Raw genomic sequence first — 26048 nt, 5'->3', positions numbered from 1 at the left:
ATATGGCGTCCCTACGGGGATTCGAACCCCGGTTACCGCCGTGAAAGGGCGATGTCCTAGGCCTCTAGACGATAGGGACAAATGAGGCAAATACATAGGTAAAGCAAGACTTATTTGGTGGAGTCAAGGAGGATCGAACTCCTGACCTCTACAATGCCATTGTAGCGCTCTACCAACTGAGCTATGACCCCAGTCTGTGTGAGCGCTATATTATGGATATAACGCTTAGACGTCAACTAAAAAATAAATTAAGCTTGATCAACTGCTTCATTTTTCGGCAGTTTCAGACTCTCATTCAGTTTTTCCCAAGCTTTTACTTCTTTCTTGCTAGGAGCACCGACCACTTCCAGCGCGTGGCGCAGACGGGCAAAAGTTAGATCCGGACCAATAGTGACCATGGTCTGCATGACTGGGGTAGAAGCGGTTGAACCGGCAATCGCAATAAAGAACGCTGGCATAAAGTCACGTAATTTAATGCTCATCTGATTCGCCAGATCCATCAACGTTTGGCTAACAGTGTCATTGTTCCAGGTGAACAGGCTTTCTAGACGCCAGATCGCAAATTGCAGGCTTTGACGCACTTGTTCTTCAGAAAGTTTTTTGCTTTCGAACTGTTCTTTAGTCAAAGTCGGGAAATGGTTGAAATAGTGCGCTGACCAGTTCACTGCTTCAGACAGCAGATTGATCCGTGGTTGAATTGCAGCAGCGATTTCTTCCAGTTTGGCACGGTCTGCTTTCCAAGCCAGTAAGGTATCTAACAGTTCAGCAGGAGAGAGAGCTTTAATCCATTGGCCATTTAACCAGTTGAGTTTCTCAATATCGAAGATAGGACCACCCAGAGAGACACGGTTAATGTCAAAGTGTTCAATCATTTCAGCCAAAGTGAATTTTTCACGCTCATCTGGCATTGACCAGCCCATACGGCCTAGATAGTTCAGCAATGCTTCTGGCAATACGCCGATATCTTTGTAGTAGTTAATTGAGGTCGGGTTCTTACGTTTAGACAGTTTTGATTTGTCTGGGTTACGCAGTAGAGGCATGTGGCACAGGACTGGCATGTCCCAACCAAAGTATTTGTACAGCAACTGATGTTTCGGTGCAGATGGAATCCATTCTTCACCACGAATCACATGCGTAATTTGCATCAGGTGATCATCAACCACGTTTGCCAAATGGTAAGTTGGCAGACCATCCGTTTTTAGCAGAATTTGCATGTCGACTTGCGCCCATGGAATTTCTACTTCACCACGGAGCATGTCATTAAAGGTACATACCCCTTCAGTCGGCACTTTCATACGGATCACGTGCGGTTCACCAGCTGCCAGACGACGTGCCACTTCTTCTTTAGACAGTTTTAGACCGCGGCCATCATAGCGTGGAGTTTCGCCACGAGCCTGCTGTTCAGCACGCATTTCATCCAGTTCTTGCGCTGTTGCGAAGCAGTAGAAGGCATGACCTTTATCTACCAGTTCTTCTGCGTATTTTTTATAGATGCTCATGCGTTCTGACTGACGGTACGGTGCATGTGGACCACTGACATCTGGACCTTCTGACCAGTTCAGGCCTAACCAGCGTAGGGAGTCCAGAATCATTTTTTCAGATTCAGGAGTAGAACGCAGCTGATCCGTATCTTCAATACGAAGAATGAATTTGCCACCGTGCTGTTTGGCAAAACACAGGTTGAACAGGGCAATATAGGCAGTTCCCACATGCGGGAAACCGGTAGGAGAAGGTGCAATACGAGTACGAACAGTCATAACCGGATCTAATCTTAAATATAAAATTGCAGCTATTATAACGAAAAAGCCACATCACTTAATGCTTTATTCAACATTGAATGATGCGGCTTTTCAGGATGAGCAAAATATAACGAATGTGGAGAACTAAAACTAAGTCTTATGAATTGCTCGGAGAAAAGATACTTTGCACAAAGCGGGTAAAGCGCAAGTTTTGAGCTGCAAAAAAGCTTTGAGTCGGATTTGATTTGAACGCAGTCAGCGCTTTAAGTTCATCCTCAGTATGAAAAGCATTTTTATCAGCTTTATGTTGCTGAATTGCTTTTTCAATTGGTGAGGTTTTCACTTCAATTGCACTTACAGAGGCTTTAGGTAGCTCTGTTTTCACAACTACGGCATGGCCAAGTTGAATCGAGAACAGCGTGATAAGACTTAGGATGCTGGCTGTAAATATTTTAAATTTCATATCCAAACTTCCTCCTTGGCTTTGGTTAATCTTGTTTTGTTAAAAATGTTGTTATAATACTGGCTACAATCTAATCACATTCAGATATGAAAAAGTAGAACCAAGTCACATTTTTTACAAAAAACTAATATTTCTCTGTGGAAAATTACTAAATCTCAGGATTTCCACATTTAAGTTGCCTATTTGTAACAGATAACTGTGTAGAGATCGTGAAGAACTGTCTTATATTGTAGCAGGATATTAAATTTTTAGGGGAAAATGTATCCGAAATGAATTGTGAGCATATATATCAAAAATAGAATATGATTGGATAAAATATTATAAACACATGATTGTTAAGTAATTTTTTTGTTTATATAGTGCTGAGTAAATTAGCAATGAGTGCCCATCATGAAAAAGATAATAACTTCTACTATCTCCAAGTGAAAGAGGACTCCACCCGTCAGTCAGGGTGGAGGTGAATTTCACAAATTTCAACCTTGTTGATTCTGAATATATTGTTTGATTATTTCCAAAGGCGCACCACCACAAGACCCTGCAAAATATGATCTTGACCATAAAACAGGTTTTGTATAATTCCCTCTCAAGTCTAAAAACTCATTTCGCATTCTTCTACTTGTTACAGACTTTAAATTATTAACCAATTTGCTTAACTGTACCGTTGGTGGATACTGAATAAGCATGTGAACATGGTCGGATTCACCATTACATTCCTTTAATTCAGCATCAAAATCTTTACATATTTCAGTTGCACACTCATTGAAATATTTATGATGCAACTCACCTAGTATTTTTTTTCGATATTTCGTTATAAAAACTAAATGAACATGAAGATTAAAGGCTGAATGTCGGTTTTTATATATCTCACTCATTGAAAAAATATACCTAAAATGTTAGAATCAGCACCATATTACCAGATACACACTCATTAATGAAAATCAATAAAGCGTATAAATTTAGGCTTGAGCCTAATGTCGAGCAAGAGGTTATTTTAAATAATCTCGTTGGCTCTGCACGCTTTGTTTGGAATCAAATATTAGCAATTTCATTTGAAATGTTTGCTCAAAATAAACACATTAATGCGGTGAATCTAGTAAAAAAGATAACAGCACTGAAAAAGAATCCTCAGTTTAGCTTTTTAGATGGAAATTCAAATGCTGTGTCACTTCAACAAAAAGTTCGTGATCTTGCATCAGCATGGGGGAAGTTTTTCAACCCTAAAGAACATGCTCGACTAAAAGAAAAAAAGCGCAAACCTAAGAAACCTAAATTTTTTAAATTGGCTGATGGTACTGAGGTTCAGTTGCGCCCACTTATGCCTAGATTTAAGAAAAAATCAGACGGTTATGATTCCATTCGCCTTGTACAATTCGATAAATACTGTTGGGTTAAAGGAAATAAACTCAAACTCCCTAATGGCGTAGGTGTTATTAAATTCAGGAAGTCGCAAGAGATTCTAGGCACAATAAAAAATGTGACGATCAGTAAGGTGTCAGGACGTTGGTACGTTTCATTCTGTACTGAAACAGAACTTACTGAAATGCCGATCCACCCATCAAAATCAGCGATTGGTGTTGATCTTGGTGTTAAGAAATTAATCACTACCTCAAATGGTCAGGTCTTTGACCCGATCAATAGCTTTAAAACCAATCAGATTAAATTAGCTAGACTTCAACGGAAGCAGAGAAAGAAAGTTAAATTTAGTCAAAATTGGAAAAAACTGAATTTTAAAATCAATAAACTACATCATCACATTGCCAATATTCGTCATGACTACTTGCAAAAAATCACTACAACGCTCAGCAAAAACCACGCAATGATTGCTGTTGAGGATTTAAAAGTAGCAAATATGTCGAAGTCAGCAAGTGGCACAATCGAAAATCAAGGAAAGAATGTAAAAGCTAAGTCAGGCTTAAACAAATCAATCCTAGATCAAGGTTGGGGCATGCTCGTTAGTATGTTGGAATATAAGCAACAATGGCGAGGTGGATTACTTGTAAAAGTTGATCCGAAGTACACAAGTCAAACCTGCTGTGAATGTGGTCATGTAGCAAAAGAAAACCGACAAACTCAAGCTAAATTTGAGTGTGTCGGATGCGGTTATGTTGCGAATGCGGATTTAAACGCATCTCGTAATATATTGTCGGCAGGACATGCCGTTTTGTCTGTGGAGGGTGGATGCGGTAAAGGTCGCCCTAAGAAGCAGAAAGCAAGCGAAATCCGTGAGGAAGTCGCCTAAGAGCTTTGCTTTTAGAATCCCCCACTTGAGTGAAAACGAAAGTGGTGGGAGTATGTCAATTATATTCACCAAAAGGGCAGGAGCTGGCAGCGAAATATTACTTCCGTCCACGTGATGCTAAAGCAGCAGCAAAATATGCGGCGCAATTCCCAAAAATCCAGACTTTTACCATTGATAAAGTCTTTGGCGGCTGGGCAAAAGCGCAGAAAACCCATTTTGTGAATGGAGCCATCTACGATCAAATCTCTGCGGAAAACCGTAAATAATTCTAATTACTGAACCATAAGTAGAAAGCGGATAATTTATTATCCGTTTTTTTTATATCTAAAGCATAAAATGCTATAAAAATAGAATAAGCCTTTAATTTAGATATTTTTATTATATAAAACATGAAATTAAAACAAAAAATAACTAAATATTACCCTGTATGCACTTTGTTTGCTCAATTGCGAAAAATAATTTTATTTCATATAGTTATATCTAATGAAGATAATCTCCCGATGCTCTTATGAAAACTCAATTAAAATCACTGGTTAGTGCTGCCTTATTGGCAACAGGTCTGACATATACTGCAACTGCGAGCCAAGCCGCGGATCGTGAATTCCTGAACGTTTCTTATGATGCGACCCGTGAATTCTATGACGAATTCAACAAATCTTTTGGTGCCTACTGGAAAAAACGAACCGGTATTGATGTGAACTTTAAACAGTCTCACGGCGGTTCAGGTAAACAGGCCCGTTCTGTGGTTGACGGTTTAAAAGGTGATGTGGTGACCTTGGCATTGGCAAACGATATTGAAGAGATCGTAAGATCTGGTCAGATCCAGCCAGGCTGGCAAAAAGAGTTCCCGCACAATTCTGCACCTTATACTTCAACGATTGTCTTCATGGTACGTAAGGATAACCCCAAAGGAATTAAAGACTGGAAAGATCTGACTAAACCGGGTGTAGAAATTATTACACCAAATCCGAAAACTGGTGGCTTGCCACGTTGGGTTTATCTGTCAGCTTGGGGTTATGCAGAGAAACAGCCGGGTGGTAGCAAAGCCAAAGCCCAAGAATTTGTCGGCAAGCTTTATAAAAACGTCAAAGTGATGGACTCTGCTGCACGTGCATCGATGACCACATTTGCTGAACGTAATATTGGTGATGTGTTGTTAACTTGGGAAAATGAAGCCCTAGTAACACAAAAAACTCTCGGTAAAAATAAGTTTGATATCGTTTATCCATCTTTGACCATTCTGACTGAACCCTCTGTAGCCATCGTAGATCGTACCGTAGATAAAAATGGCAATAAATGGTTAGCTAAAGGTTATATCAACTATCTTTACTCTCCACTTGGTCAGGACATGGCAGCACGACATTTCTACCGTCCACGTAATGAGAAAGTATTAGCCAAATATTCATCACAGTTCCCAAAAATTAAAACCTTTACCATTGATGAAGTATTCGGTGGCTGGGCCAATGCACAGAAAACTCACTTTGTGAATGGCGCAATCTTCGACCAGATCTATAACTCGAAGCGTTAATCTGTTGATTAGAAAATAAATTTAAAATATAAAAAAGCTTCCTCGATGGAGGCTTTTTTATCGGCTGTCGAAAAATAAAAACGGTTTTCTCTATAGAAATTAATATTTATCTACAAAAAGTCGTTTGGAGCTTTAGCTAAACAGAGTGATAATGTGCAGTTAAATTTTTCGCCCTATTGATTGAGTTTTTATGTCACATATTTCTGTATTACTTCACGAAACGATTGATGCCTTACTGGCTGGTCGCAATACGGGAATTTATGTGGATGGAACCTTTGGTCGCGGTGGGCATACACGTTTATTACTTTCCAAATTAGATGAAAATGCACGCGTCTATGCTTTCGATAAAGACCCGCAAGCATTGGCTGTTGCCGCAGAACTGGAACAGGGAGATTCACGTTTTAAAATTATCCATGCCAGCTTCGCTGATTTAAAACAGGCATTAGCTGAGCAGGGTATTGAAAGTGTAGATGGTGTGATGGCTGACTTAGGGGTGTCTTCACCGCAGCTGGATCAGGCAGAACGCGGTTTCAGCTTTATGAAAGATGGCCCGCTGGATATGCGTATGGACAACTCGCAAGGTCCGACTGCAGCAGAATGGCTGGTGGATATTGAAGAAGAAGCACTGGCCAATGTGATTTTTCAGTATGGGGAAGAGCGTTATAGTCGTCGTATAGCCAAAGCGATCAAGGCTGCCGGATATATTGATACCACAGCCAAACTGGCGGAAATTGTGAAAGTTGCCCATCCAAAATGGGAAAAAAATAAACATGCTGCCACCCGAACTTTCCAGGCAATTCGTATTGCTATTAATAAAGAATTAGAAGATATTGAAACTTTCCTCCCTCAAGCGGTTGAAATTTTAAAACCAGAGGGACGTTTGGCTGTGATCAGCTTTCATTCATTAGAAGACCGGTTGATTAAACAGTTTATTCAAAAAGAATCAACGCTTGAAGAAGATTCAGGCTGGGGAATGCCGCAACAACAAAAGGATACGCGACGTTTAAAGAAAATCGCCCGGGTCAAGGCAAGTGATGAGGAAGTTAAAGCCAATCCTCGTTCACGTAGCGCATGGCTGCGCGTGGCAGAACGTTTAGCTTAATAGGCACATCATGAAAACTGAAGTGGTTGATAAAAAAACAGAAAAGTTATGGCTGAAAAAAGTCATTATTTACCTCATATTGATATTGATGGTCTTCATCAGTGCGGTATTTGTCGTCTTCCAAGTCTTTGAATACCGTCAGGATAACCGCAAACTAAGTACCTATCTGCGCGAACGGGATGACCTGAATGCAGAGTGGGGACGTTTGCTGATTGAACAGCAGACTTTCGGTGCGACCGCGCAGATTGGTACCCGTGCAGTGACCCAGTTAAGGATGTATTCACCTCCGATTTCACAGAGTGTCGTGATTTCCTTACCACAACCTTCAGATGAGAAAAAATAAGGCTAGCGCTCGAACATGGTAGACAAGAGAAAGAAGCAACCGGTACGTAAAAAGCAGTCCGTCACCGAGAAAAATGCCTTAAATGTTTATATCAACCGTTTTTACATCATGTGGGCCGTGGTGCTGCTGTGTTTTGTGACACTAATCGGCCGAGCTTTCTATGTGCAGATTATTAATAAGGATTTTCTGCAAAATAAAGCCAATGCCAATATTTTACGAACCAATACCATCAAGGCCATGCGTGGCGTAATTTATGATCGTAATGGTATTCCACTGGCGATCAGTACGCCGATTATGAAAATCGTGATTGACCCACGTGACTATTTTGATAATAAAAGACTCTATGATGAAACCATGCTGGCGCTACAGAAAGAGCCGAATAGCCGTAAACTAAAACGCCAGCTCCCAGATAAAAACCTGAATCTGGATGAGCTGGCTGATGCAGTGGGCATGGATCGTGCTGAATTGCGCAAAAAGATGGAAGAGCGTCCACGTTCACGTTATCTGATCCTGAAAAAAGAAGTGCCGCCACAACAGGCGGAACTGATCATGAAGCGTAATTTCCAAGGTGTGTATACCGAGAAAAACTATAAGCGCTATTATCCTCAGCCCCAGCCAAACTCCCAGATTATTGGTCTGACCAATAGTGAGGGAATTGGGATCGAAGGTCTGGAGATGCAGCTGAATACCCGTCTTGCCGGTCAGGATGGTGAACAGCAGATTATCCGTGACAAAAAAGGCAACCGGGTTAAAGAACCGGAAGTGATTAAAGAAGTTGAGCCAGGTGAAAACATTACCCTGAGTATCGACTCACGTTTACAGTACATTATGTATCGTGAACTGACTGCAGCAGGCGTCGCCAATAATGCCCGCTCCGCAACAGCGATTGCAGTCGACGTCAAAACCGGTGAAATTCTGGCAATGTCTTCTTGGCCCTCTTATAACCCGAATGACAAGAATGGCTTATTAAATAAAGACGCAATGCGTAATCGTGGCGCTGTCGATTCCTTCGAGCCGGGTTCAACCATGAAGCCGCTAACTGTGGCGATGGCTCTAGAGAGCGGGAAATATACGGCCAATTCGGTCATCAATACGAGTCCAGGTAGTATGCGGGTCGGAAACCACACTATTCGTGATACGCATAACTATGGTCAGTTGACGTTGGGTGGGATTATCCAGAAATCATCAAACGTCGGGGTAGCTAAATTAGCTCTGTCACTGCCGTATGAAACTTTACCGACTTTCTATAAACGTCTTGGTTTTGGTCAGCGTTCCGCAGTGAAATTTCCGGGTGAAAGTTCCGGTTTGATTCTGCCGCCAAGTAAATGGAATGTATCTGAAGTAGCAACTATGGCCTATGGTTATGGTCTGAATGCGACTGTGCTGCAACTGGCTGATGCCTATGCCATGCTGGCGAACAAAGGTGTGAAAGTGCCTTTAAGCCTGTATAAATTAGAAGAACAGCCACAGGGCGAGCAGATGATTGATCCACAAATCGCAGAACAGGTTCTGCTGATGATGGAAACAGCAACTCTGCCTGGTGGTACAGCAACCCGTGCAACCGTACCTGGTTATCGTGTTGCAGGTAAAACCGGTACTGCGCATAAATTGCGTGCCGACCGTAAAGGCTATTCAACCAGTGAATACCGTGCTTTATTTGCTGGTGTAGCACCCGTGAGTGATCCGCGTATTGCTATGGTGGTGGTCGTGGAAAATCCGCAAGGGTCTTATTATGGTGGTACGGTATCTGCACCTGTCTTTGCCCGTGTGATGCAGGAATCTTTACGCCTGCTAAATGTCCCGTTGGACAAACCTTTAGAATCTCCCAAAGTCCAGTAAATAGGTGATCAATGTCCATTACATTTCAAGATCTCTACGCCGTTCAAGAACCTGCTGAGTGGATGCGACAATCCTTTCAGGGTTTCGAACTGGACAGCCGCAAAGTTAAACTGGGGCAAATTTTTATTGCTCTGACCAGCTTGTCTCAACCTGAAAAAACCGCAGAATATGCCAAAAAAGCCCTGTCATTGGGTGCACTGGCCGTAATTTCAGAACAAGAGCTAGGTGTTACTCCAGCTTTGGTAGTACCCAATGTCCGTCACTTGATGGGCGAGTGGCAAAAGCGCTATCTGCAAGCGACTCAGCCAGTCAAGGCTGCCCGTATTCTGGCCGTAACTGGTACCAATGGTAAAACCACAATTTCCCGTCTGGTTGCTGAGTTGCTGATGCTGCAAGGCAAAGCTTGTGCAGTTATGGGGACTACTGGGAATGGTATTTTGCCGAATCTGGAAGCCTCTTCTCATACCACCCTTGATGCCCTGCAATTGCAAAATGCCTTGCATGCTTATGCACAGGCAGGTGCGGAATTTGCTTCAATTGAGGCGAGTTCGCATGGTCTGGAGCAGGGCCGTCTGAATGGGTGTGCGATTGAAATTGCGGCTTATAGCAATTTAAGCCGTGACCATCTCGACTATCACGGTACGTTGGAAGCTTATGCAGAAGCAAAATCGCGTTTATTCAGTTTTGAATCTCTGAAAGTTGCAGTTATCAATATTGATGACGCACATGCAAAAGTGATGCTGAATGCTGCAAAAGCCAATCCGAATCAGCCGAAAATTCTGACTTATTCTTTGTCACAAGCAGCTGATTATCAGGTTCAGGATATCCAATACAGTATTTCCGGTGCTGAATTTAAATTGATCACTGCACAAGATACATTTACTGTGCATAGTCCTTTGCTGGGTCATTTCAATATCGAAAATCTGGTTGCGAGCCTGGTTGTGGCAGAGCAAGCCGGTTTTGCATTAGCCGATTTAATTGCAACTGTGCCCGAGCTGAAAGGTGCTCCAGGCCGTATGCAGGTCATTCGTGATGATGAGCGTTTATTTGTTGTGGATTATGCACATACTCCAGATGCCCTCACTCAGGTCTTGCTTACGCTGAAGCGCCATGTCAGTCAAAAACTCTGGGTTGCTTTTGGTTGTGGCGGTGATCGTGATCGTGGCAAACGTCCGTTGATGACTCAAGCGGCCCTCGAAGGTGCTGATATTGCAGTGCTGACTTCGGACAATCCACGTACTGAAGATCCAAACCAGATTTTCGCTGACATGAAGCAGGGTATCGATTTTTCAGACAAAACCTATCATGAAATTCATGACCGTCGTGAAGCAATCCGCTTTGTAGTCGACCAGGCACAGCCAGGTGACATTGTGGTGATTGCCGGTAAGGGACACGAAAATTATCAGGAGATTGATGGGGTGCGACATTGGTTTGATGATGTGGTCGAGGTACAGGCCGCGATTGATGCCCAGCATCACAACCGTGATTTAGCATTTCCAGCGCATTAGGATTTCACATGCATACTTCAACAACAAGTACCGTGCCTCTAGAGCCATGGACAATTGAACAGTTACAGCAAGCCACTCAGGGTTATTGGCTGAATGATAAAAAACCTGAAGGTCAGATTAAGCGGATTTTAACTGATTCCCGTTATGCCGAAGCAGGTGATGTTTTTTTGGCACTTAAAGGTGAGCGTTTTGATGCGCATGACTTTATCGCCCAAGTGGCTGAGAAGGGCTGTGGAGTCGCAATTGTCAGTCGACCTGTTGATGCAGAGATTTGCCAGCTAGTAGTTGAAGACACTCGTCTGGCACTGGGTCATCTTGGCGCTTATCGTCGTCAGCAAAACTCACAGCTTAAAGTCATTGCTTTGACAGGCAGTAGCGGTAAAACCACGACCAAGGAAATGCTGGGCAGTATCTTGTCACGTCTGGCACCGACTTTAGTCACTCGCGGTAACCTGAATAATGATTTGGGTGTCCCAATGATGTTGCTGGAACTGCGTGCTGAACATCAGTATGCGGTGATGGAGCTGGGTGCGAGCCATCAGGGTGAAATTGATTACACTTCCAATCTGGTACAGCCGCATGTGGCCGGTATCATTAATATCGGTACCGCACATTTGGGTGAGTTTGGTGGTCGTGATGGGATTTGTCGCGCCAAGTCTGAAATCTATTCGCATATTTCTGAAACTTCGATTGTGCCCGCAGCAGATGATTACGCCGAGCAGATCCGTGCAGACGTCAAAACAGAGAAGACCCTAAGTTTTGGTCAGGGTGGTGACGTCTACGCGACTGACGTAGAACTACATCCGCAATCTGTGACTTTCACGCTAAATACACCGCAAGGCAGTAAAACCGTAAATCTGCCATTTGCTGGTGAACACAATGTGCAAAACGCAACTGCAGCAGTGGCTTTTTCTTTGGCGATTGGTATCAGTCTGAATGATATCGTGGCTGGCCTTGAACAGGCCGTTGGTGCCAAAGGTCGTTTGAACTTTATTCCGCACAAAGAATTTTTATTTATTGATGATACCTACAATGCCAATCCAAGCTCGATGCGTGCAGCGGCTGAAGTTTTAGCGCAGCAGCAGGGTATTCGAGTGATGGTGACCGGTGATATCGGTGAACTGGGTTCATCTGCCGCGATCGAGCATTATAAACTTGGTCGGGATCTGGTATCGGTCAAAGGCATTAATTTTGTGGTGGCTGTGGGTGAATTTGCTCCAGCTGCACAAGAAGGTGCACGTAGTACGCAATATGGTAAGAAGATGCAGGCTTTCCTCAATCAGGAGCAGGCTTTACCATTTTTAATTGATTTGATTGAAACACATCATCCCCAGCCAATGTCTTTTCTATTTAAAGGGTCGCGTTTTACCCATATGGAAACATTAATGGCTGCATTGATGGAGAAACTCTAAATGCTGTTATGGCTATTTGACCAGCTGGCGGGCTTTGATAGCACGTTTCAGGTGGTTCGTTATCTAACTTTACGTGCTTTGCTCAGCGTCTTGACCGCAATGACTATCGGTTTGGTCTTGGGTCCGATCATGATCCGCAAATTGCAGGCACTAAAATATGGTCAGGCAGTAAGTTCGTTTGCTCCTGAGAATCATGCCAAGAAAATGGGTACACCGACCATGGGTGGGGTATTAATCCTGCTCTCGATCGGGATCTCCACCTTACTGTGGGCGGACCTGACGAATCCTTATGTCTGGATTGTGCTCTCGGTAATGGTGATTTTCGGCGCCGTTGGCTGGGCGGATGACTGGATTAAAATCCGTTATAAGGACAATGCCGGTTTACCTGCACGCAAGAAATTCTTTTGGACGTCTGTAGGTTCAATCGGTGCTGGTATTGCACTGTATGTGATCGCACAGCAGCAACCGAATCCAGTTGTGACTGCCAACATGCTGGATGTGTTGATTCCATTCTTTAAGGATCACACCATTCCATTGTCTGTGATTCCGCTGGGAATTGGCTTCATTATTTTCACTTACTTCGTGATTAATGGTGCATCCAATGCCGTAAACCTGACCGATGGTCTGGATGGTCTGGCAATTATGCCAATTGTCCTGGTTGCGGCAGGTTTAGGGGTATTTGCTTATTTGGCAGGCGATGTACGTTTCGCTAACTACTTACATATTCCTTATGTGAAATATTCTTCTGAACTGGTGGTGATCTGTGCTGCGATGATCGGTGCCGGTCTGGCATTCCTCTGGTATAACGCTCATCCAGCTCAAGTGTTTATGGGTGATGTGGGTGCGTTATCTTTAGGTGCGATGCTGGGTACGATTGCCGTGATGGTGCGTCAGGAAATCGTGTTTGCGATTATGGCAGGTGTATTCCTGGTGGAAGCAATTTCAGTCTTCCTGCAAATCGGTTCATTAAGAATGCGTAATAAACGGGTATTCCTGATGGCACCTTTGCATCACCATTATGAAAAGAAAGGTTGGCGTGAAACTCAAGTCGTCATCCGTTTCTGGATTATTACAATTATGCTGGTAGTTTTTGGCCTAATGACCTTAAAATTACGCTAAGAAATGCATTTGAAAAAGTCGGCGCATGCCGGCTTTTTTGTTTTGGAGAAATTTAAAAATGAACCTACTGATGTGTCCTGTTTGTCGTGAGCAGTTACGCTTAAATGAACGTACATGGCGCTGTGACAATCAGCATAGCTATGATGTAGCCAAGCAGGGTTATGTGAACCTGCATGTGGTGCAGCATAAACATAGTAAAAATCCGGGCGATACGCCTGAATCTGTGCAGGCACGCCGTGCATTTCTGAGTGCAGGCCATTATGCGCCTTTGCAACAGGCTGTGGTCAAGAAAATCCGTGAGCTGCGGATTGAAAATCTGCTCGATATTGGTTGTGGCGAAGGCTATTACACCAATGCCATGCAGGCTGAAGTCATGCAATGTGTCGGCGTAGATATTGCCAAAAATGCAGTTCAGGTTGCAGCTAAACTGAATAAAGAAATTACCTGGGTGGTAGGGACAGGGGCAACCTTGCCGGTATTGGATCAATCCATTGATCTCTGTACCAGCTTATTTAGCCCGATTCCGAAACAGGAAATCTTGCGGGTATTAAAGCCAAAATCTTATTTGATGGTAGTGACGCCTGCACCACAACATTTGTACGCGATGCGGGAAGCCTTATTTGAGGAAGTGAAAGCACACGAGCCACAGAAATTTGTTGAGCAGTTGCAGGATGTATTTAATCTGGTAAGTGAACAGGTGATTGATGCGCCAATGACTTTGCCTCAAGCGGATTTAAAAAACCTGATTGCTATGACTCCCTATGCTTATAAAGCCAAACCTGAACGCCGTTTGGCACTTGAGCAGCAGGATCAATTCGATTTAATGGCCCAATTCCAGATTTATGTATTTCAGAAGAAGTAAATCGGTTATTTAGAAATAAAAAATCCCTCATTATTGAGGTAATGCCAGTCAGTTAAGCAAATTTTAGTAAAATGTAGTAAAAATGAGTGTATGTAAATACGCTCATTTTTTTATGTCTTTATCTGAACATTTAGAATCCACTCTTGAACATTCTCTCCCATCACTCAACCATTTTTGTGAACTTATTGATTTAAATTGGATTGAAACAAGCCTGCATCAAACAGGTAAGGCATCAATCAGAAGGAGAAAATTACCTGCTGAGCATGTGGTTTGGCTTGTTATTGGGCTTGCCTTGTTTCGAAATCAACCCATCAGCTATGTTGTAGAGCAATTAAACCTCGTGTTTGGTACAACAGAATATTGTGTTCCTAGTGCAGCAGTCCAAGCACGACAACGTTTAGGACAAGAGCCTTTAAGTACCTTATTCTCTCTGCTCAGCCAAGCATGGTTTGATGAAACACAGCAACAATATTCAAACTTTCAAGGACTTAGCATATGTGCTGTTGATGGGGTGGTTTGGTCTATGCCGCTGACCGAAGAGAACTTTAATCATTTTGGCTCATCTAAAGGTAAAACTGCTGTAGCACCTTACCCACAAGTGAGAGCCACGTGCCTAGTCAATACCAATACCCATGAAATCATAGATGCCCAAATAGGCAGTATGGATCAGGGTGAACTCACATTAGCAAATCAATTATCTCCTCCAGCACAAAGTATTACATTATTTGATCGAGCTTATTTCTCTGCTGATTTTCTAATAGGGTGGCAAACACGTGCAGAATCAAGTCATTGGCTGATGCGAGCAAAAGATAATTTACGTTATGAAATTATTAAACGGAATTCCCCACATGATTTTCATATCAGGATGCCAATATCACCTAGAGCCAAGAAGCTTAACCCAACGTTAGGGGATTATTGGGAGGCACGTTTGATTGAAGTTGAGCAGGCAGGAAAAATCAGACGTTACATTACTTCATTATTAGATTCAAAGACATACCCACTTATAGCCTTGGCAAAGTTATATGCTCAGCGTTGGGAAATTGAAATGTGTTACCGAGAAATTAAAAGCAATTTGCAGAAAGGTAAGCTCTTAAGAAGCAAGCAACCAGACTTAATTTATCAAGAATTATGGGGTGTCTTGATTGCCTATAATGTTCTGAGACGACAAATGAAACATATGGCTCAACGAGCTAAAGTAAGTCCTTTGAGAATCAGTTTTCATATTGCATCTATTGCCCTTCTTAATTTACTCAGATTCGACTCTTTGGCTTCTGCAGGTAATCTCCCCAAACATCTGGAAAGTTTAATGGAGAAATCTAATCGGTATGTTATACCTGAGAGAAGAGTGAGGAGTTATCCAAGGGTTGTAAAAGGAAAACCTCAAAAATACCCAAGAAAAAGCCAGTCAATCTCTTAACTGACTGGCATTACTCATTATTGAGGGATTTTTTATTGGTTCAGATTATTCAAGTTCTTCAATCAAGTTTTCCAAAGGATCCACCACCCGATTTGGCTGTGGTGGCTGGTCTCTTGGGGCCACTCTTTCATCATCCGGTATGCGAATTTCCTGATCAGGCAAATCTTCAAAATCATTGCTTTGTCGTTTAGGTGCTACAACCGGGGCAGGGCGATACAGAGGCGTCGCTAAAGGTGGAGAAGACGGATCATGCTGTTCCTGCTCACCTTGCACTACTTTATTACGGTTAATAGGTGCTTTAGCATTACGATCCAGGCGAACCCAAGCTTCTGGTGTACCTTTTAAGGCATTACCCATAAAGTCGGTCCAGATTGGTAAGGCTGCCACGCCACCGTATTCACGGCGACCTAAAGTTTTTGGCTGGTCGAAACCGACCCAGGTAACGGTGACCAGCTTGCCATTAAAACCTGCAAACCAGGCATCTTTGGCATCATTGGTGGTACCGGTTTTACCCCCAATATCGCTACGACCAATTCTTAAAGCAGCACGTCCTGTACCATGCTGAATCACATCACGCAGGATATTGGCCATATCATAAGCAGAACTAGATTTTAAAATACGTTCTGCCTGACGGTAATTACTGTCTTCAGCCGAGATTTTTGGTGTCTCTGGTTTTTGCGCTAGGGTCTTGTTATTGATTTCAATTGCTTCATCATCAGGAGTGAGTGCGGCTGTTGGTTGAGGACTTTCTTCCTGAGCATTAATACACGAGATGCAGGCATATTCAGGCTTAGCCTCAAAAATGGTCTTGCCATAGGCATCTTCGATCCGCGTAATAAAATGTGGCTGAATCCGATAACCGCCATTGGCGAACGTAGCATAACCAGTAGCCATCTGGATTGGTAAAACCTGAGGTGTACCTAGAGCAATGGTATAGTTCCGTGGAATCTGGTTATCCTGCAAGCCAAAATCCATAAATAACTGACGTGTACGCTCAATACCAACAGTTTGTAATAGGCGTACTGAAACCGTGTTACGTGACAGATATAAAGCACGACGTAAAGGAATCATCCCTAAATAACGGCCATCCGAATTACGCGGACTCCATTTACCAATAGTAATCGGTGCATCATTGACCATGGTGTGTGGAGTCATACCACGTTCTAAAGCCAGAGCGTAAACGAAGGGTTTAATAGTTGAACCCGGCTGACGCCAGCCTTGAGTCGCACGGTTAAATTTGGATTGATAAAAATTATAACCACCCACAATGGCTTCAATCGCACCATTATTCGGGTTCAATGCAATTAATTGGCCCTGTACCTGAGGCGTTTGTACCAGTGCCCAGGAACTTTTATTCTCGTTAGGCCTTAAACGAACAATATCTTTAACTTTGACAATCTGTGATGCTCTGCTTGGTGCAGCACCTACACTATCTGCACTACGATAAGGACGGGCCCAGGACATGCCTGACCAAGGCACAGTTACGGTTGTACCATCCTGCATCAACGCTTCAAAGCTATTATTATTGACCTTGGTCACTTCAGCAGGATAAGTATTGGCATAGACACGGAAATTTTGCAGGGGCTGATCATGAGCTTCGGCACCTCGCCAGCCATGACGACGATCATAAGCTTCTAAACCGTCCTGTACCGCCTGTTCAGCATAAGCCTGACGTTCACTATGAATCGTTGTGTAGACTTTATAACCTGAATCTATGGCCTGTTCACCAAAATTTTCTACCAGTTCAGAGCGAACCATTTCACCGACGTAGGGAAATTTGTTACGCGTACTGCGGTCAGGCATATCCAGGTTAATCGGTTCAGCAATGGCTTCCTGATATTGGCTTTGATTCAGATACCCCAATTGCAGCATGCGACCTAAAATCCAGTTACGGCGTTCTAATGCACGTTTAGGGTTGGCCACCGGATTATAACGAGAAGGTGCTTTAGGTAGGCCAGCAATCATTGCCATTTGCGCAATCGAAAGCTCATCTAAACTTTTGTTGTAATAGATTTTCGCTGCTGCCGCAATGCCGTAAGCATTTTTCCCCAAGAAAATTTTATTGACATATAAAGTCAGAATTTCTTCTTTACTTAAATTCTGTTCTATTTTACGTGCCAGGAAAATTTCAGTCAGCTTACGCTTTAAAGTACGTTCGGGACTTAAATAGTAGTTTTTGGCGACCTGCATGGTAATGGTCGAACCGCCAGTCTGTACATCAGAGCCGGTAATAGTTTCACTGACTGCACGTCCTAAGCCTTTAAAGCTGATCCCGCTGTGTTCGAAGAAACTGGAATCTTCTGCAGCGAGGAAGGCGTGAATAAATTCTTTCGGAATCTGTTCATAATTCACAGGAACAGAAAGCTTGCCACCATACTCTGCAATGAGCTCATTATCTGAGCTAAAAACTTGTAAAGGCTTTAATAAAGGCGCCTTTTTAAGCGTAGACATTTCAGGCAAAGATGGGGCAATATAGAGATACATGCCATAGAAACCCATCGGAATTGAGATCAAAATAATGATAATGATCAAAAAAAATGGATGAACAAGGCCTGAACAAGATAGCTTTTTCATAACAAGTAAGTTTTAATAAGAGCTAATGGCAAACTAATTACCGGTCAGTATATCCTTTAGATATGCATATTGTTAGATGAGTTATTGTATCTATATAAAATTATAGACCGGCACAGATTGGTGAGTTTGTTTTTATTGGGGATAAAAAAATAATAGGAATTGTATTGTGCGCAGGTTATATCGTAAGCCAAATAAGGGGTTAATAGGAGTGGATATTAGTTCGACTTCTGTTAAAGTTTTAGAGCTCTCTGTAAAGAACGGTCGGTACTGGGTAGAAAGTTATGCTTTGGTCCCACTACCAGAAAGTAGTGTCGTTGAAAAAAATATTTTAAATCCAGAAGCGGTGGGTGATGCGTTGGGGCGTGCGATTAATTTGGCCAATACCCAGTCCAGTCAGTCAGCCTTTGCGATTCCAACTTCTATGGTCATCACCAAGATCATCGAAATGGATGCTGATATGTCGGATGATGAACGTGAAATTCAGATTCGTGAAGATGCCGAACAATATATTCCTTTCCCACTTGATGAAGCCAGTCTGGACTTTGAAGTTCTGCCAGACCGTTTAACCAATCCGAACCGGGTTAATGTCCTGTTGGTAGCGACCCGAATCGAAAATGTCGAAGCACGTTCTGAAGTACTGCAAATTGCCAACCTCAATCCAAAAATTGCAGATGTCGAAAGTTTTGCATTAGAAAATGCATTCAAGGTGTTTTCGGATACCTTACCGATGGGGGTAAATACTGTCGGGATCCTGGATATTGGTCATAGTATGACGACCTTATCCGTCATGCAGAATAACAAGATCATTTATACTCGTGAGCAGGTTTTTGGTGGTAAGCAGCTGACTCAGGAAATCCAGAACCGTTATGGATTGTCTTTTGAGGAAGCAGGACGTGCTAAAAAAACCCGTGCCTTACCCGATGATTATGATATCGAAGTGCTGGAACCTTTTCTAGATGCAGTCGTGCAGCAGGCAGCGCGTTCATTACAGTTCTTCTTCTCTTCATCTCAGTTTAACGAGATTGACCATATTTTATTGGCAGGGGGGAATGCCAATATTCCAGGTCTGGCAAAACTATTACAGCAAAAACTCGGCTACCGGGTCACGATTGCCAATCCATTCCTGCAAATGGGCTTTTCTCCTCAAATTGATATTAAAAAAATTGAAAATGACGCGTCCTCACTCATGGTTGCATGTGGTTTGGCATTGAGGAGTTTTGATTAATGGCAAAGATTAACTTACTCCCTTGGCGCGATGAGCTAAGAATTAAAAGAAATAATGAATTTGTAGCGATTTGCGCAGGGGCACTTTTTCTAGGATTGGCAGCAGCAGGTTCAACCTGGTTCTATTACGATCAAAAACTTCAGGATCAGGAACAGGCCAATCAGCTGGTGGTCAGTACTAACCAGAATCTGGATGTACAGCTGAAAGCATTGGATGGTTTACAAGACCAGCGTAATGCAATTGTTGAACGTATGAAGCTGATTCAGGGTTTACAGACTCAACGGCCGATCGCAGTTCACCTGATTGATGAAATTGTACGGGTCACACCAAGCAATATGTACATTACCAAATTCCAGCGTACCGGCGATAAATTCACCATTGAAGGTAAGGCGGAAAGTCCGAATACAGTGGCTGAATTGCTACGTAATCTGGAGGCTTCTACCTGGTATCGTAATGCATTTATGAATGCTTTCCTGGTTGCTGAAGAACCAAAAGATAAAGCGCCATCATCAGTGATTCCTCGAGTGGAAGAATCTTATGGCAGCTTTACGGTCACGGTTGATCTGGATCAAATCGCTGAGCCAACACTTAAAGAAGGACAAACACCAGCCACAACTACAGCGGAGGCATCATCATGAGTAATGACGGATTCGATGAATTAAGCCAAGACGTAGTGGCTGTTCCTAGAAAAAAAATGACAGTTGAAAAATTCTTTCAACAATTCAATACACTAGATCCAAATAATTATGGTAGCTGGCCATTATCAGTCAAAATTACCTGCTGGATCTTTATTGTTATTCTGGTTTTTATGCTGGGGTATTTCGGGTTTATTCGCGGTAAGATAGAAGCGATTTCACAAGCCAGTGCTCAAGAACAAAACCTGTTAAATGAATTCCGGGAAAAGGAATCTAAGCTTCGTAATTTACAGCAGTATCAGATTCAGTTGCAGGAGATGGAAGCACGTTTTAATCAGCAATTGGAACAATTGCCGAAAGAAACTGAAATTCCAGGTCTGGTTGAAGATATTAACCTGAGTGGAGTGAACTCCGGACTGAAATTCAAGAATATTCGCTTGGAACCTGAAATCAAACAGGAATTCTTTATTGAGCAGCCGATCGCGATTGAAGCCACTGGGGATTATCATGCCTTTGGTTCTTTTGTGAGCAGTATTGCAGGTCTTTCGCGCATCGTTACACTGCATGACTTCACCATTACAGGGACTGAAAATAAAGAAAAGAAATCTGAAATTCCTGTCATTGATTATGTAGTAAAAGCTAAAACCTACCGTTATGTAGGAAATGCAGACGCGTCATCTACTCCAGCTACAACTGATACGCAGGGAGCTCAGTAATGAATATCATTAAAATTACTTCAGCTTTAACGCTCGGACTTTTATTGGTGGGCTGCGAATCAAGAATTGATGCAGTCAATCAGGAAATGGCCAATATTCGTAATCAACCACCATTACCGATTGAACCGGCACCAGATTTTATTCCGACAGAAATGTTTAATTACGCAGCTCATCAGCTGAAAAGTCCTTTCCTGCCAAGCTCTTTAGCAGCTGAATTGAAAATTATGGCAGGTAAGCGAGTTTATCCGAACTTGTCACGCCAATTACAGCCTTTAGAAAGCTATCCACTCGAAACCTTAAGCATGAAAGGCAGTATGCGGAATCAGGCGGGGCAGATTCTGGCTTTAATTCAAACGCCTGATGGGGAAATTGAGCGGATACAACGTGGCAGCTATATGGGACTTAATCATGGTCGTGTAACGAGAATTACGCCGACACAGATTGACTTGATTGAGATTATTCCAGATGGCCGTGAGGGATATGTGGAACGACCACGAAGTCTGGTTTTGATTGGGCCAGCGCCATAAGTTTTAAGGAATAAAAATGAATAAGAGTATTAAAGAATTTATTTTTGGGGATGCTAATACAATGAATCATGTGTTTCGTCAGTTTTCTATGGGGGCTGTCGCGATTGCTGTGATGCAAGTAGCGAGTGCGCAAGTTTCAATGACCAATGTAGTGCCAATGCAAATTCCTGGACAGGGAACTGAAATCCGGGTGATGTTTAATGGCTTGCCACCTCAGCCTCAAGCTTATCAGCTTGAATCTCCATCACGCCTGATTCTGGATTTTAATGAGGCCCAACAAAATCTAAAACAGTCTAGTATTCCAGTCGCAACTGCTGAAGCCAGTTCAGTGGATGTTAGCTCAGATGCACAGCGTTCTCGACTGACGGTGAATCTCGCTAATGCAGGTGCATTTACGACGCGTGTGGAAGGCAATACCTTTATTTTAAAAATTAATTCTGCCACTCCAGTCGCTATTGCTCAGCCTGTACAACAGCAGGTCGCTCAGGGGATTACTAATATTGGTTTCCAGCGGGGTGCGCAAGGTGAAGGACTGGTGGTAATTGATCTGGCAGGTCAGAACACACCAGTCGATGTACAGCAGCAGGGAACCAAAGTGATTGTGCGGACTCTGGGCTCCAAGATTCCGGCACATTTGACCCGACGTTTGAATGTGAATGATTTTGCCACGCCTGTTTCAACCGTAGATGCAGTCAATCAAAATGGTTCAGGTGTAATTACTATTCAGTCTACAGAAAGTTATGAATATATGGCTTTCCAGACGGATAATAAGCTGACGATTAGTTTGAAGCGTCCAGAAGTTAAGGGTCCATTACGTCCTAAATCAGTCGCTTATACAGGCAAGAAAATTTCCCTCGATTTCCAAGATATTGAAGTTCGTCGAGTTCTACAATTATTAGCCGATTTTACCGATATCAATATGGTTGCTGCAGATAGCGTACAGGGTAATATTACCTTACGCCTCAAAGAAGTGCCTTGGGATCAGGCTTTAGATATTGTATTAAAAACCAAAAATCTGGATAAACGTCGTAATGGTAATGTGATCTGGATTGCACCAGTGGCAGAACTAATTAAGGCCGAAGAAGAAGAAGCTAAGGCTTTAAAACAAAGCGTTGCACTTGCACCGATTCAAACTGAATATATGCAGCTCAGTTATGCAAAAGCAGCAGATATTGAAAAACTGATTACTCAAAATAAAAGTGCATCAGGATCAGGTAATTCAAGTAATAGTACTAATAACGATGATAAAGAAAGTTTATTAAGTTCACGTGGCTCTATCTCTATTGATGCTCGTACCAATACCATTATTGTGAATGATACCCAGCCATTTATTGATAAAATTCGCAATATGGTGGATCTGCTGGATGTACAGGTAAAGCAGGTGATGGTAGAGGCGCGTATTGTCCGTGCAACCACTGACTTTACTAAAGAAATGGGGGTGAAGTGGGGGATTCTATCTCAAGGGATTACCAATAATAATCACCTTCTCGTTGGTGGTAGTGATACGACTCTTTGGGATTTGAGGGAGCCTGAATTTGATAGTGAAAGAGGGGGGTGGACCTATGAAATTCAGAGACCGGATAACCTTAATGTGGATCTAGGTGTAACTAGTCCAGGAGCAAGTCGCATCGCCTTTGGTTTAATTAGCCTATCAGATTTTATGCTGGATCTTGAACTTTCTGCGCTACAGGCAGATGGTTATGGTGAAGTAATTTCTACACCAAAAGTGCTCACTGCTGACAAGCAAAAAGCGACTGTGGCATCTGGTTCCCAAATTCCTTATCAGTCCGCAGAAGGTGGTGGTGCTAATGCAGTTTCAACTACTGAATTTATTGATGCAACTTTAAGTTTAGATGTAACGCCAAGTATTACACCAGATGGTAAAGTGCAGATGGAGTTGAATATTACCAGTGACTCACCAGGAAATCCGACACCTACTGGACAGTTAACGATTAATAAAAACCAGATCAATACTAATGTACTGGTTGATAATGGTGAAACAGTAGTACTTGGTGGTATTTTTGAGCAAGAAACTCGAAATGCACAAACTAAAGTTCCTTTCTTGGGCGATCTACCTTATTTAGGTCGTTTATTCCGTAAAGATGTAAAATCGGATAACAAACGTGAGCTACTGATTTTTGTTACACCTCGAATTGTTAATGACAGTGTTTCAAGAAATCATTAATATATTTTGAATTTAACAAAATGAATAGGTGACTCCTTGCCAAGCAAAGAGTTTGAAACCCTGCCAAATATCTATTTGGTAGGGCCGATGGGGGCCGGTAAAACAACAGTAGGACGACATTTAGCAGAACTGTTAGGACGAGAATTTCTGGACAGCGATCATGAAATTGAGCGGAAAACAGGGGCTACTATTCCCTGGATCTTTGAAAAAGAGGGTGAAAAGGGTTTTCGTCATCGTGAAACTGTTGTAATTGATGAGTTAACCTCACGCCCACAGCTGGTACTTGCAACTGGTGGTGGTGCAATTACTCAGGCTCCTAATCGGGATTATTTAAAGCAGCGAGGTATCGTTGTTTATCTTTACACTCCAGTTGAAATTCAGCTTCAGCGAACCTATCGCGACAAAAACCGTCCCTTGTTACAAGTCGAAAATCCTGAACAGAAACTCAGAGATCTGCTTGCAGTGCGGGATCCGTTATACCGGGAAGTCGCACATTACATCATTGAGACCAATCAGGGGGCTGCACGAGATTTGGCGCAGCGTATTCTGAATCTCATTCTTCCAAAAAAATAAGTTCAGTTGAAAAAGTGGTTATCCCCTCATGAAAACCTTATATGTCGAACTCGGTGAACGTCGTTATCCTATTTTTATTGGCAGTAACTTGAATCCTCAGGAATTGCTTGAGCCCTATATTCATGGCAAGCAGGTGATGGTTGTCAGTAATGAGACGGTGGCACCACTCTATCTGGATCGCTATAAGGCTGCATTGGAAAATTTGGGTAAAACTGTGGCGACCTGTATTTTGCCAGATGGTGAGAAATACAAAAATATTGAGCATCTAAACCTAATTTTTGATGCATTGCTTGAGGCAGGCTTTAACCGCGACTGTACGGTTCTGGCACTCGGTGGTGGTGTTATTGGAGATATGGCCGGTTTTGCCTCTGCCTGTTTCCAGCGTGGTGTCTATTTTATTCAGGTGCCAACGACTTTACTCTCTCAAGTGGATTCCAGCGTGGGCGGTAAAACTGGCATTAATCATCCACTGGGTAAAAATATGATTGGTGCTTTCCAGCAGCCACAAGTGGTGTTGGCAGATATGTCACAGCTGTCAACTTTACCAGATCGTGAACTGTCTGCAGGCTTGGCTGAAGTGATTAAATATGCCTTGCTCGGTGATGAAGAATTTCTGGTCTGGTTAGAAGCCAATATGGAAGGTCTTATTGCTCGTGATGAGCAATTGCTGGCCGAAGCAGTTTATCGTTCTTGTGCACATAAAGCTCGTATTGTAGCCAATGATGAAAAAGAGCAGGGTGAGCGTGCTTTACTTAATCTCGGTCATACATTCGGTCATGCGATTGAGTCTTATCTGGGTTATGGTGAATGGCTGCACGGAGAAGCGGTAGCAACCGGTATGGTGATGGCAGCAGATTTATCCCATCGCATGGGCTGGATTTCATTAGAAGACCTTGAGCGTACAAAAAAAATCATTTCTCGTGCGCAATTACCTATTGTTTGTCCTAAAATCCCACTTGACGATTTCTTGGCTTACATGGCTCACGACAAGAAAGTTTTAAATGGGCAGCTTCGTCTTGTATTATTGCAGCAACTTGGAAAAGCGGTCATTACTCGAGACTTTGATGTCGAGTTGATGCAACAGGCGATTTTAGCTCATCAGGCATAGGTTTAAATTTTTATGACAGCATTACGTACCCCTTGGCAAAAGATTCAGCATTATTTCTGGCTGGTCTGTGGCGTATGCTGTCTATTTGCTGCCTTGGTTTTTTGGGCTATTACCGATACAGATGAAGTTGTAGAAGTAGAGAAGAAGCCGGAAACGGAAGTTGAATTACAGATTCAACCAGAAAAAGTGGCCTCAATGACCCATCTTGGTGCACTTTCTGATGAGGTTAAGCCTCTTGCTCTCAATACTCGGATTGTTGTCAATGTTAGTCATGAGCCTGAATTCCGCGGAACCAAATATATTGGTAAAGTAAAGAAACAGCATGCGATTGAGCTATTTCGTGTAGGTAATGAAGCCATTCTAAAAACCTTCCTGAAAAAGCAGCAGGATCGTAAGCCTTTTGTTTATTTAAGGCTTTCGGGTGAGAACCAGCCTGAACAATATGTATTGTTATATGGTCTGTATAAAACCGCAGCAGAAGCTCAACAGGCTTTATCAGTGCTCAATCTGAATCTGCCTAAATCCGTCCAGCCTAAAGTTGTGGCCATGCAACAATATGCCAGTCTAGTCAACAGTATGGGTTCGGAAGAACTGGCAAGTAATCAAAAACTTTATGAAATTCAGTTGAAAAATGTACCTTTACCGAAAGTCGATGAATCCGTACAGATCAGACCGAAAGCTCAACCTTCAGCCCCTGTAGTCACTCCTAAAGAAAGCACCACGAGTACCACGATTGTTCGACGTGATCAGGAAGGTAATGTAGTGGATGTACAGAAATCTCAGAGCCATGTCGAAGGAAGTCCGCGCTCATCAAATGGCAATTCGCGACCTCAAGAAAATGAGATTAGTGATCCATTTAACTAGGTCGGTCTAAAATAGCGCACAGACACTTTATCTTTATTATAAATGTGCGCTTTTGGTGCAAAAAATATGC

22 protein-coding genes, 2 tRNA genes and 1 pseudogene are annotated in these 26048 nt (G+C 42.7%); 19 read left to right on the top strand and 6 right to left on the bottom strand.

Annotation, left to right across the window (positions count from 1 at the left end):
* Window positions 1-3 precede the first annotated feature (3 nt).
* The 5 genes from O4M77_RS13080 to tnpA all read right to left on the bottom strand — a co-directional run bounded on the left by O4M77_RS13080 (window position 4) and on the right by tnpA (window position 3074).
* Window positions 4-79: transfer RNA gene (locus tag O4M77_RS13080), tRNA-Glu, on the bottom strand.
* Between the two features lie 36 nt (window positions 80-115).
* A tRNA-Ala gene (locus tag O4M77_RS13075) sits at window positions 116-191 on the bottom strand.
* 57 nt (window positions 192-248) lie between these two features.
* Window positions 249-1757, bottom strand: coding sequence for a glutamate--tRNA ligase (gene gltX, locus O4M77_RS13070; protein WP_323713548.1), 1509 nt, complete (start codon window positions 1755-1757; stop codon window positions 249-251).
* Between the two features lie 139 nt (window positions 1758-1896).
* Window positions 1897-2202: a hypothetical protein gene (locus O4M77_RS13065; RefSeq protein ID WP_159122701.1), complete on the bottom strand. Its 306-nt coding sequence runs from the start codon at window positions 2200-2202 to the stop codon at window positions 1897-1899.
* Between the two features lie 473 nt (window positions 2203-2675).
* The gene (tnpA, locus tag O4M77_RS13060) at window positions 2676-3074 is read right to left on the bottom strand and encodes an IS200/IS605 family transposase (protein WP_004970281.1); all 399 of its coding nucleotides are present in this window, start codon (window positions 3072-3074) and stop codon (window positions 2676-2678) included.
* A gap of 59 nt (window positions 3075-3133) precedes the next feature.
* On the opposite strand from tnpA, the gene O4M77_RS13055 reads away from it, so the two are divergent.
* The 11 genes and pseudogenes from O4M77_RS13055 (at window position 3134) to O4M77_RS13005 (ending at window position 15571) form a co-directional block, all read left to right on the top strand.
* Window positions 3134-4441, top strand: a complete 1308-nt coding sequence (locus O4M77_RS13055; protein ID WP_131260640.1) for an RNA-guided endonuclease InsQ/TnpB family protein — start codon at window positions 3134-3136, stop codon at window positions 4439-4441.
* A gap of 59 nt (window positions 4442-4500) precedes the next feature.
* A pseudogene (locus O4M77_RS13050) lies at window positions 4501-4707 on the top strand (sulfate ABC transporter substrate-binding protein); the annotation flags it as partial.
* A 242-nt stretch (window positions 4708-4949) separates the two neighbouring features.
* The gene (locus O4M77_RS13045) at window positions 4950-5969 is read left to right on the top strand and encodes a sulfate ABC transporter substrate-binding protein (RefSeq protein WP_180033717.1); all 1020 of its coding nucleotides are present in this window, start codon (window positions 4950-4952) and stop codon (window positions 5967-5969) included.
* A 190-nt stretch (window positions 5970-6159) separates the two neighbouring features.
* Entirely contained in the window at window positions 6160-7071 is a 912-nt protein-coding gene (gene rsmH / locus O4M77_RS13040; RefSeq protein WP_034702209.1) for a 16S rRNA (cytosine(1402)-N(4))-methyltransferase RsmH, read from the top strand.
* Window positions 7072-7081: 10 nt separating this feature from the next.
* The gene (gene ftsL / locus O4M77_RS13035) at window positions 7082-7414 is read left to right on the top strand and encodes a cell division protein FtsL (RefSeq protein ID WP_159122699.1); all 333 of its coding nucleotides are present in this window, start codon (window positions 7082-7084) and stop codon (window positions 7412-7414) included.
* Between the two features lie 15 nt (window positions 7415-7429).
* Complete coding sequence (gene ftsI / locus O4M77_RS13030) at window positions 7430-9253, top strand: penicillin-binding protein PBP3 (protein WP_180033719.1); 1824 nt, start codon at window positions 7430-7432, stop codon at window positions 9251-9253.
* A gap of 11 nt (window positions 9254-9264) precedes the next feature.
* On the top strand, window positions 9265-10761 hold the full coding sequence (locus O4M77_RS13025; protein ID WP_180033720.1) for a UDP-N-acetylmuramoyl-L-alanyl-D-glutamate--2,6-diaminopimelate ligase: 1497 nt from the start codon (window positions 9265-9267) through the stop codon (window positions 10759-10761).
* A gap of 8 nt (window positions 10762-10769) precedes the next feature.
* Window positions 10770-12173 carry a UDP-N-acetylmuramoyl-tripeptide--D-alanyl-D-alanine ligase gene (locus tag O4M77_RS13020; protein WP_323713547.1) on the top strand — a complete coding sequence of 468 codons (1404 nt, stop codon included), beginning with the start codon at window positions 10770-10772 and terminating at the stop codon, window positions 12171-12173.
* Entirely contained in the window at window positions 12174-13292 is a 1119-nt protein-coding gene (gene mraY / locus O4M77_RS13015) for a phospho-N-acetylmuramoyl-pentapeptide-transferase (RefSeq protein WP_180025537.1), read from the top strand.
* A gap of 58 nt (window positions 13293-13350) precedes the next feature.
* Window positions 13351-14154, top strand: coding sequence for a putative RNA methyltransferase (locus tag O4M77_RS13010; protein WP_180016597.1), 804 nt, complete (start codon window positions 13351-13353; stop codon window positions 14152-14154).
* Between the two features lie 112 nt (window positions 14155-14266).
* A complete protein-coding gene (locus O4M77_RS13005) occupies window positions 14267-15571 on the top strand; it encodes an IS4 family transposase (protein WP_159124594.1) in 1305 nt (434 codons plus the stop codon).
* Window positions 15572-15616: 45 nt separating this feature from the next.
* Here the strand turns inward: O4M77_RS13005 and ponA are convergent, their stop codons facing one another.
* Entirely contained in the window at window positions 15617-18145 is a 2529-nt protein-coding gene (gene ponA / locus O4M77_RS13000) for a penicillin-binding protein PBP1a (protein ID WP_180033724.1), read from the bottom strand.
* Window positions 18146-18311: 166 nt separating this feature from the next.
* Between ponA and O4M77_RS12995 the strand changes: the two genes are divergently transcribed.
* From O4M77_RS12995 to O4M77_RS12960, 8 genes are all read left to right on the top strand, one after another.
* On the top strand, window positions 18312-19370 hold the full coding sequence (locus O4M77_RS12995) for a pilus assembly protein PilM (RefSeq protein ID WP_180002742.1): 1059 nt from the start codon (window positions 18312-18314) through the stop codon (window positions 19368-19370).
* Window positions 19370-20008 carry a PilN domain-containing protein gene (locus O4M77_RS12990; protein WP_005233586.1) on the top strand — a complete coding sequence of 213 codons (639 nt, stop codon included), beginning with the start codon at window positions 19370-19372 and terminating at the stop codon, window positions 20006-20008. Before O4M77_RS12995 ends, O4M77_RS12990 begins: the two co-directional genes overlap by 1 nt.
* The gene (locus O4M77_RS12985; protein ID WP_180013423.1) at window positions 20005-20721 is read left to right on the top strand and encodes a type 4a pilus biogenesis protein PilO; all 717 of its coding nucleotides are present in this window, start codon (window positions 20005-20007) and stop codon (window positions 20719-20721) included. The genes O4M77_RS12990 and O4M77_RS12985 overlap by 4 nt, the downstream gene beginning before the upstream one ends.
* Entirely contained in the window at window positions 20721-21248 is a 528-nt protein-coding gene (locus O4M77_RS12980) for a pilus assembly protein PilP (protein WP_323713546.1), read from the top strand. Before O4M77_RS12985 ends, O4M77_RS12980 begins: the two co-directional genes overlap by 1 nt.
* 61 nt (window positions 21249-21309) lie before the next feature.
* Window positions 21310-23433 (top strand): type IV pilus secretin PilQ family protein, encoded by a 2124-nt coding sequence (locus O4M77_RS12975; RefSeq protein ID WP_323714112.1) that lies wholly within the window; start codon window positions 21310-21312, stop codon window positions 23431-23433.
* Window positions 23434-23469: 36 nt separating this feature from the next.
* Window positions 23470-24006 carry a shikimate kinase AroK gene (gene aroK, locus O4M77_RS12970; protein WP_005233593.1) on the top strand — a complete coding sequence of 179 codons (537 nt, stop codon included), beginning with the start codon at window positions 23470-23472 and terminating at the stop codon, window positions 24004-24006.
* 28 nt (window positions 24007-24034) lie between these two features.
* Window positions 24035-25114: a 3-dehydroquinate synthase gene (aroB, locus tag O4M77_RS12965; RefSeq protein ID WP_180013427.1), complete on the top strand. Its 1080-nt coding sequence runs from the start codon at window positions 24035-24037 to the stop codon at window positions 25112-25114.
* 12 nt (window positions 25115-25126) lie between these two features.
* On the top strand, window positions 25127-25978 hold the full coding sequence (locus O4M77_RS12960) for a hypothetical protein (protein ID WP_180016593.1): 852 nt from the start codon (window positions 25127-25129) through the stop codon (window positions 25976-25978).
* Window positions 25979-26048 lie beyond the last annotated feature (70 nt).

The organism is Acinetobacter sp. YWS30-1, assembly GCF_033558715.1.
In the GTDB taxonomy this organism is placed as follows: domain Bacteria; phylum Pseudomonadota; class Gammaproteobacteria; order Pseudomonadales; family Moraxellaceae; genus Acinetobacter.
The sequence above is the reverse complement of the archived record's forward strand: the minus strand, read 5'-3'. Positions and strand labels throughout refer to the sequence as shown.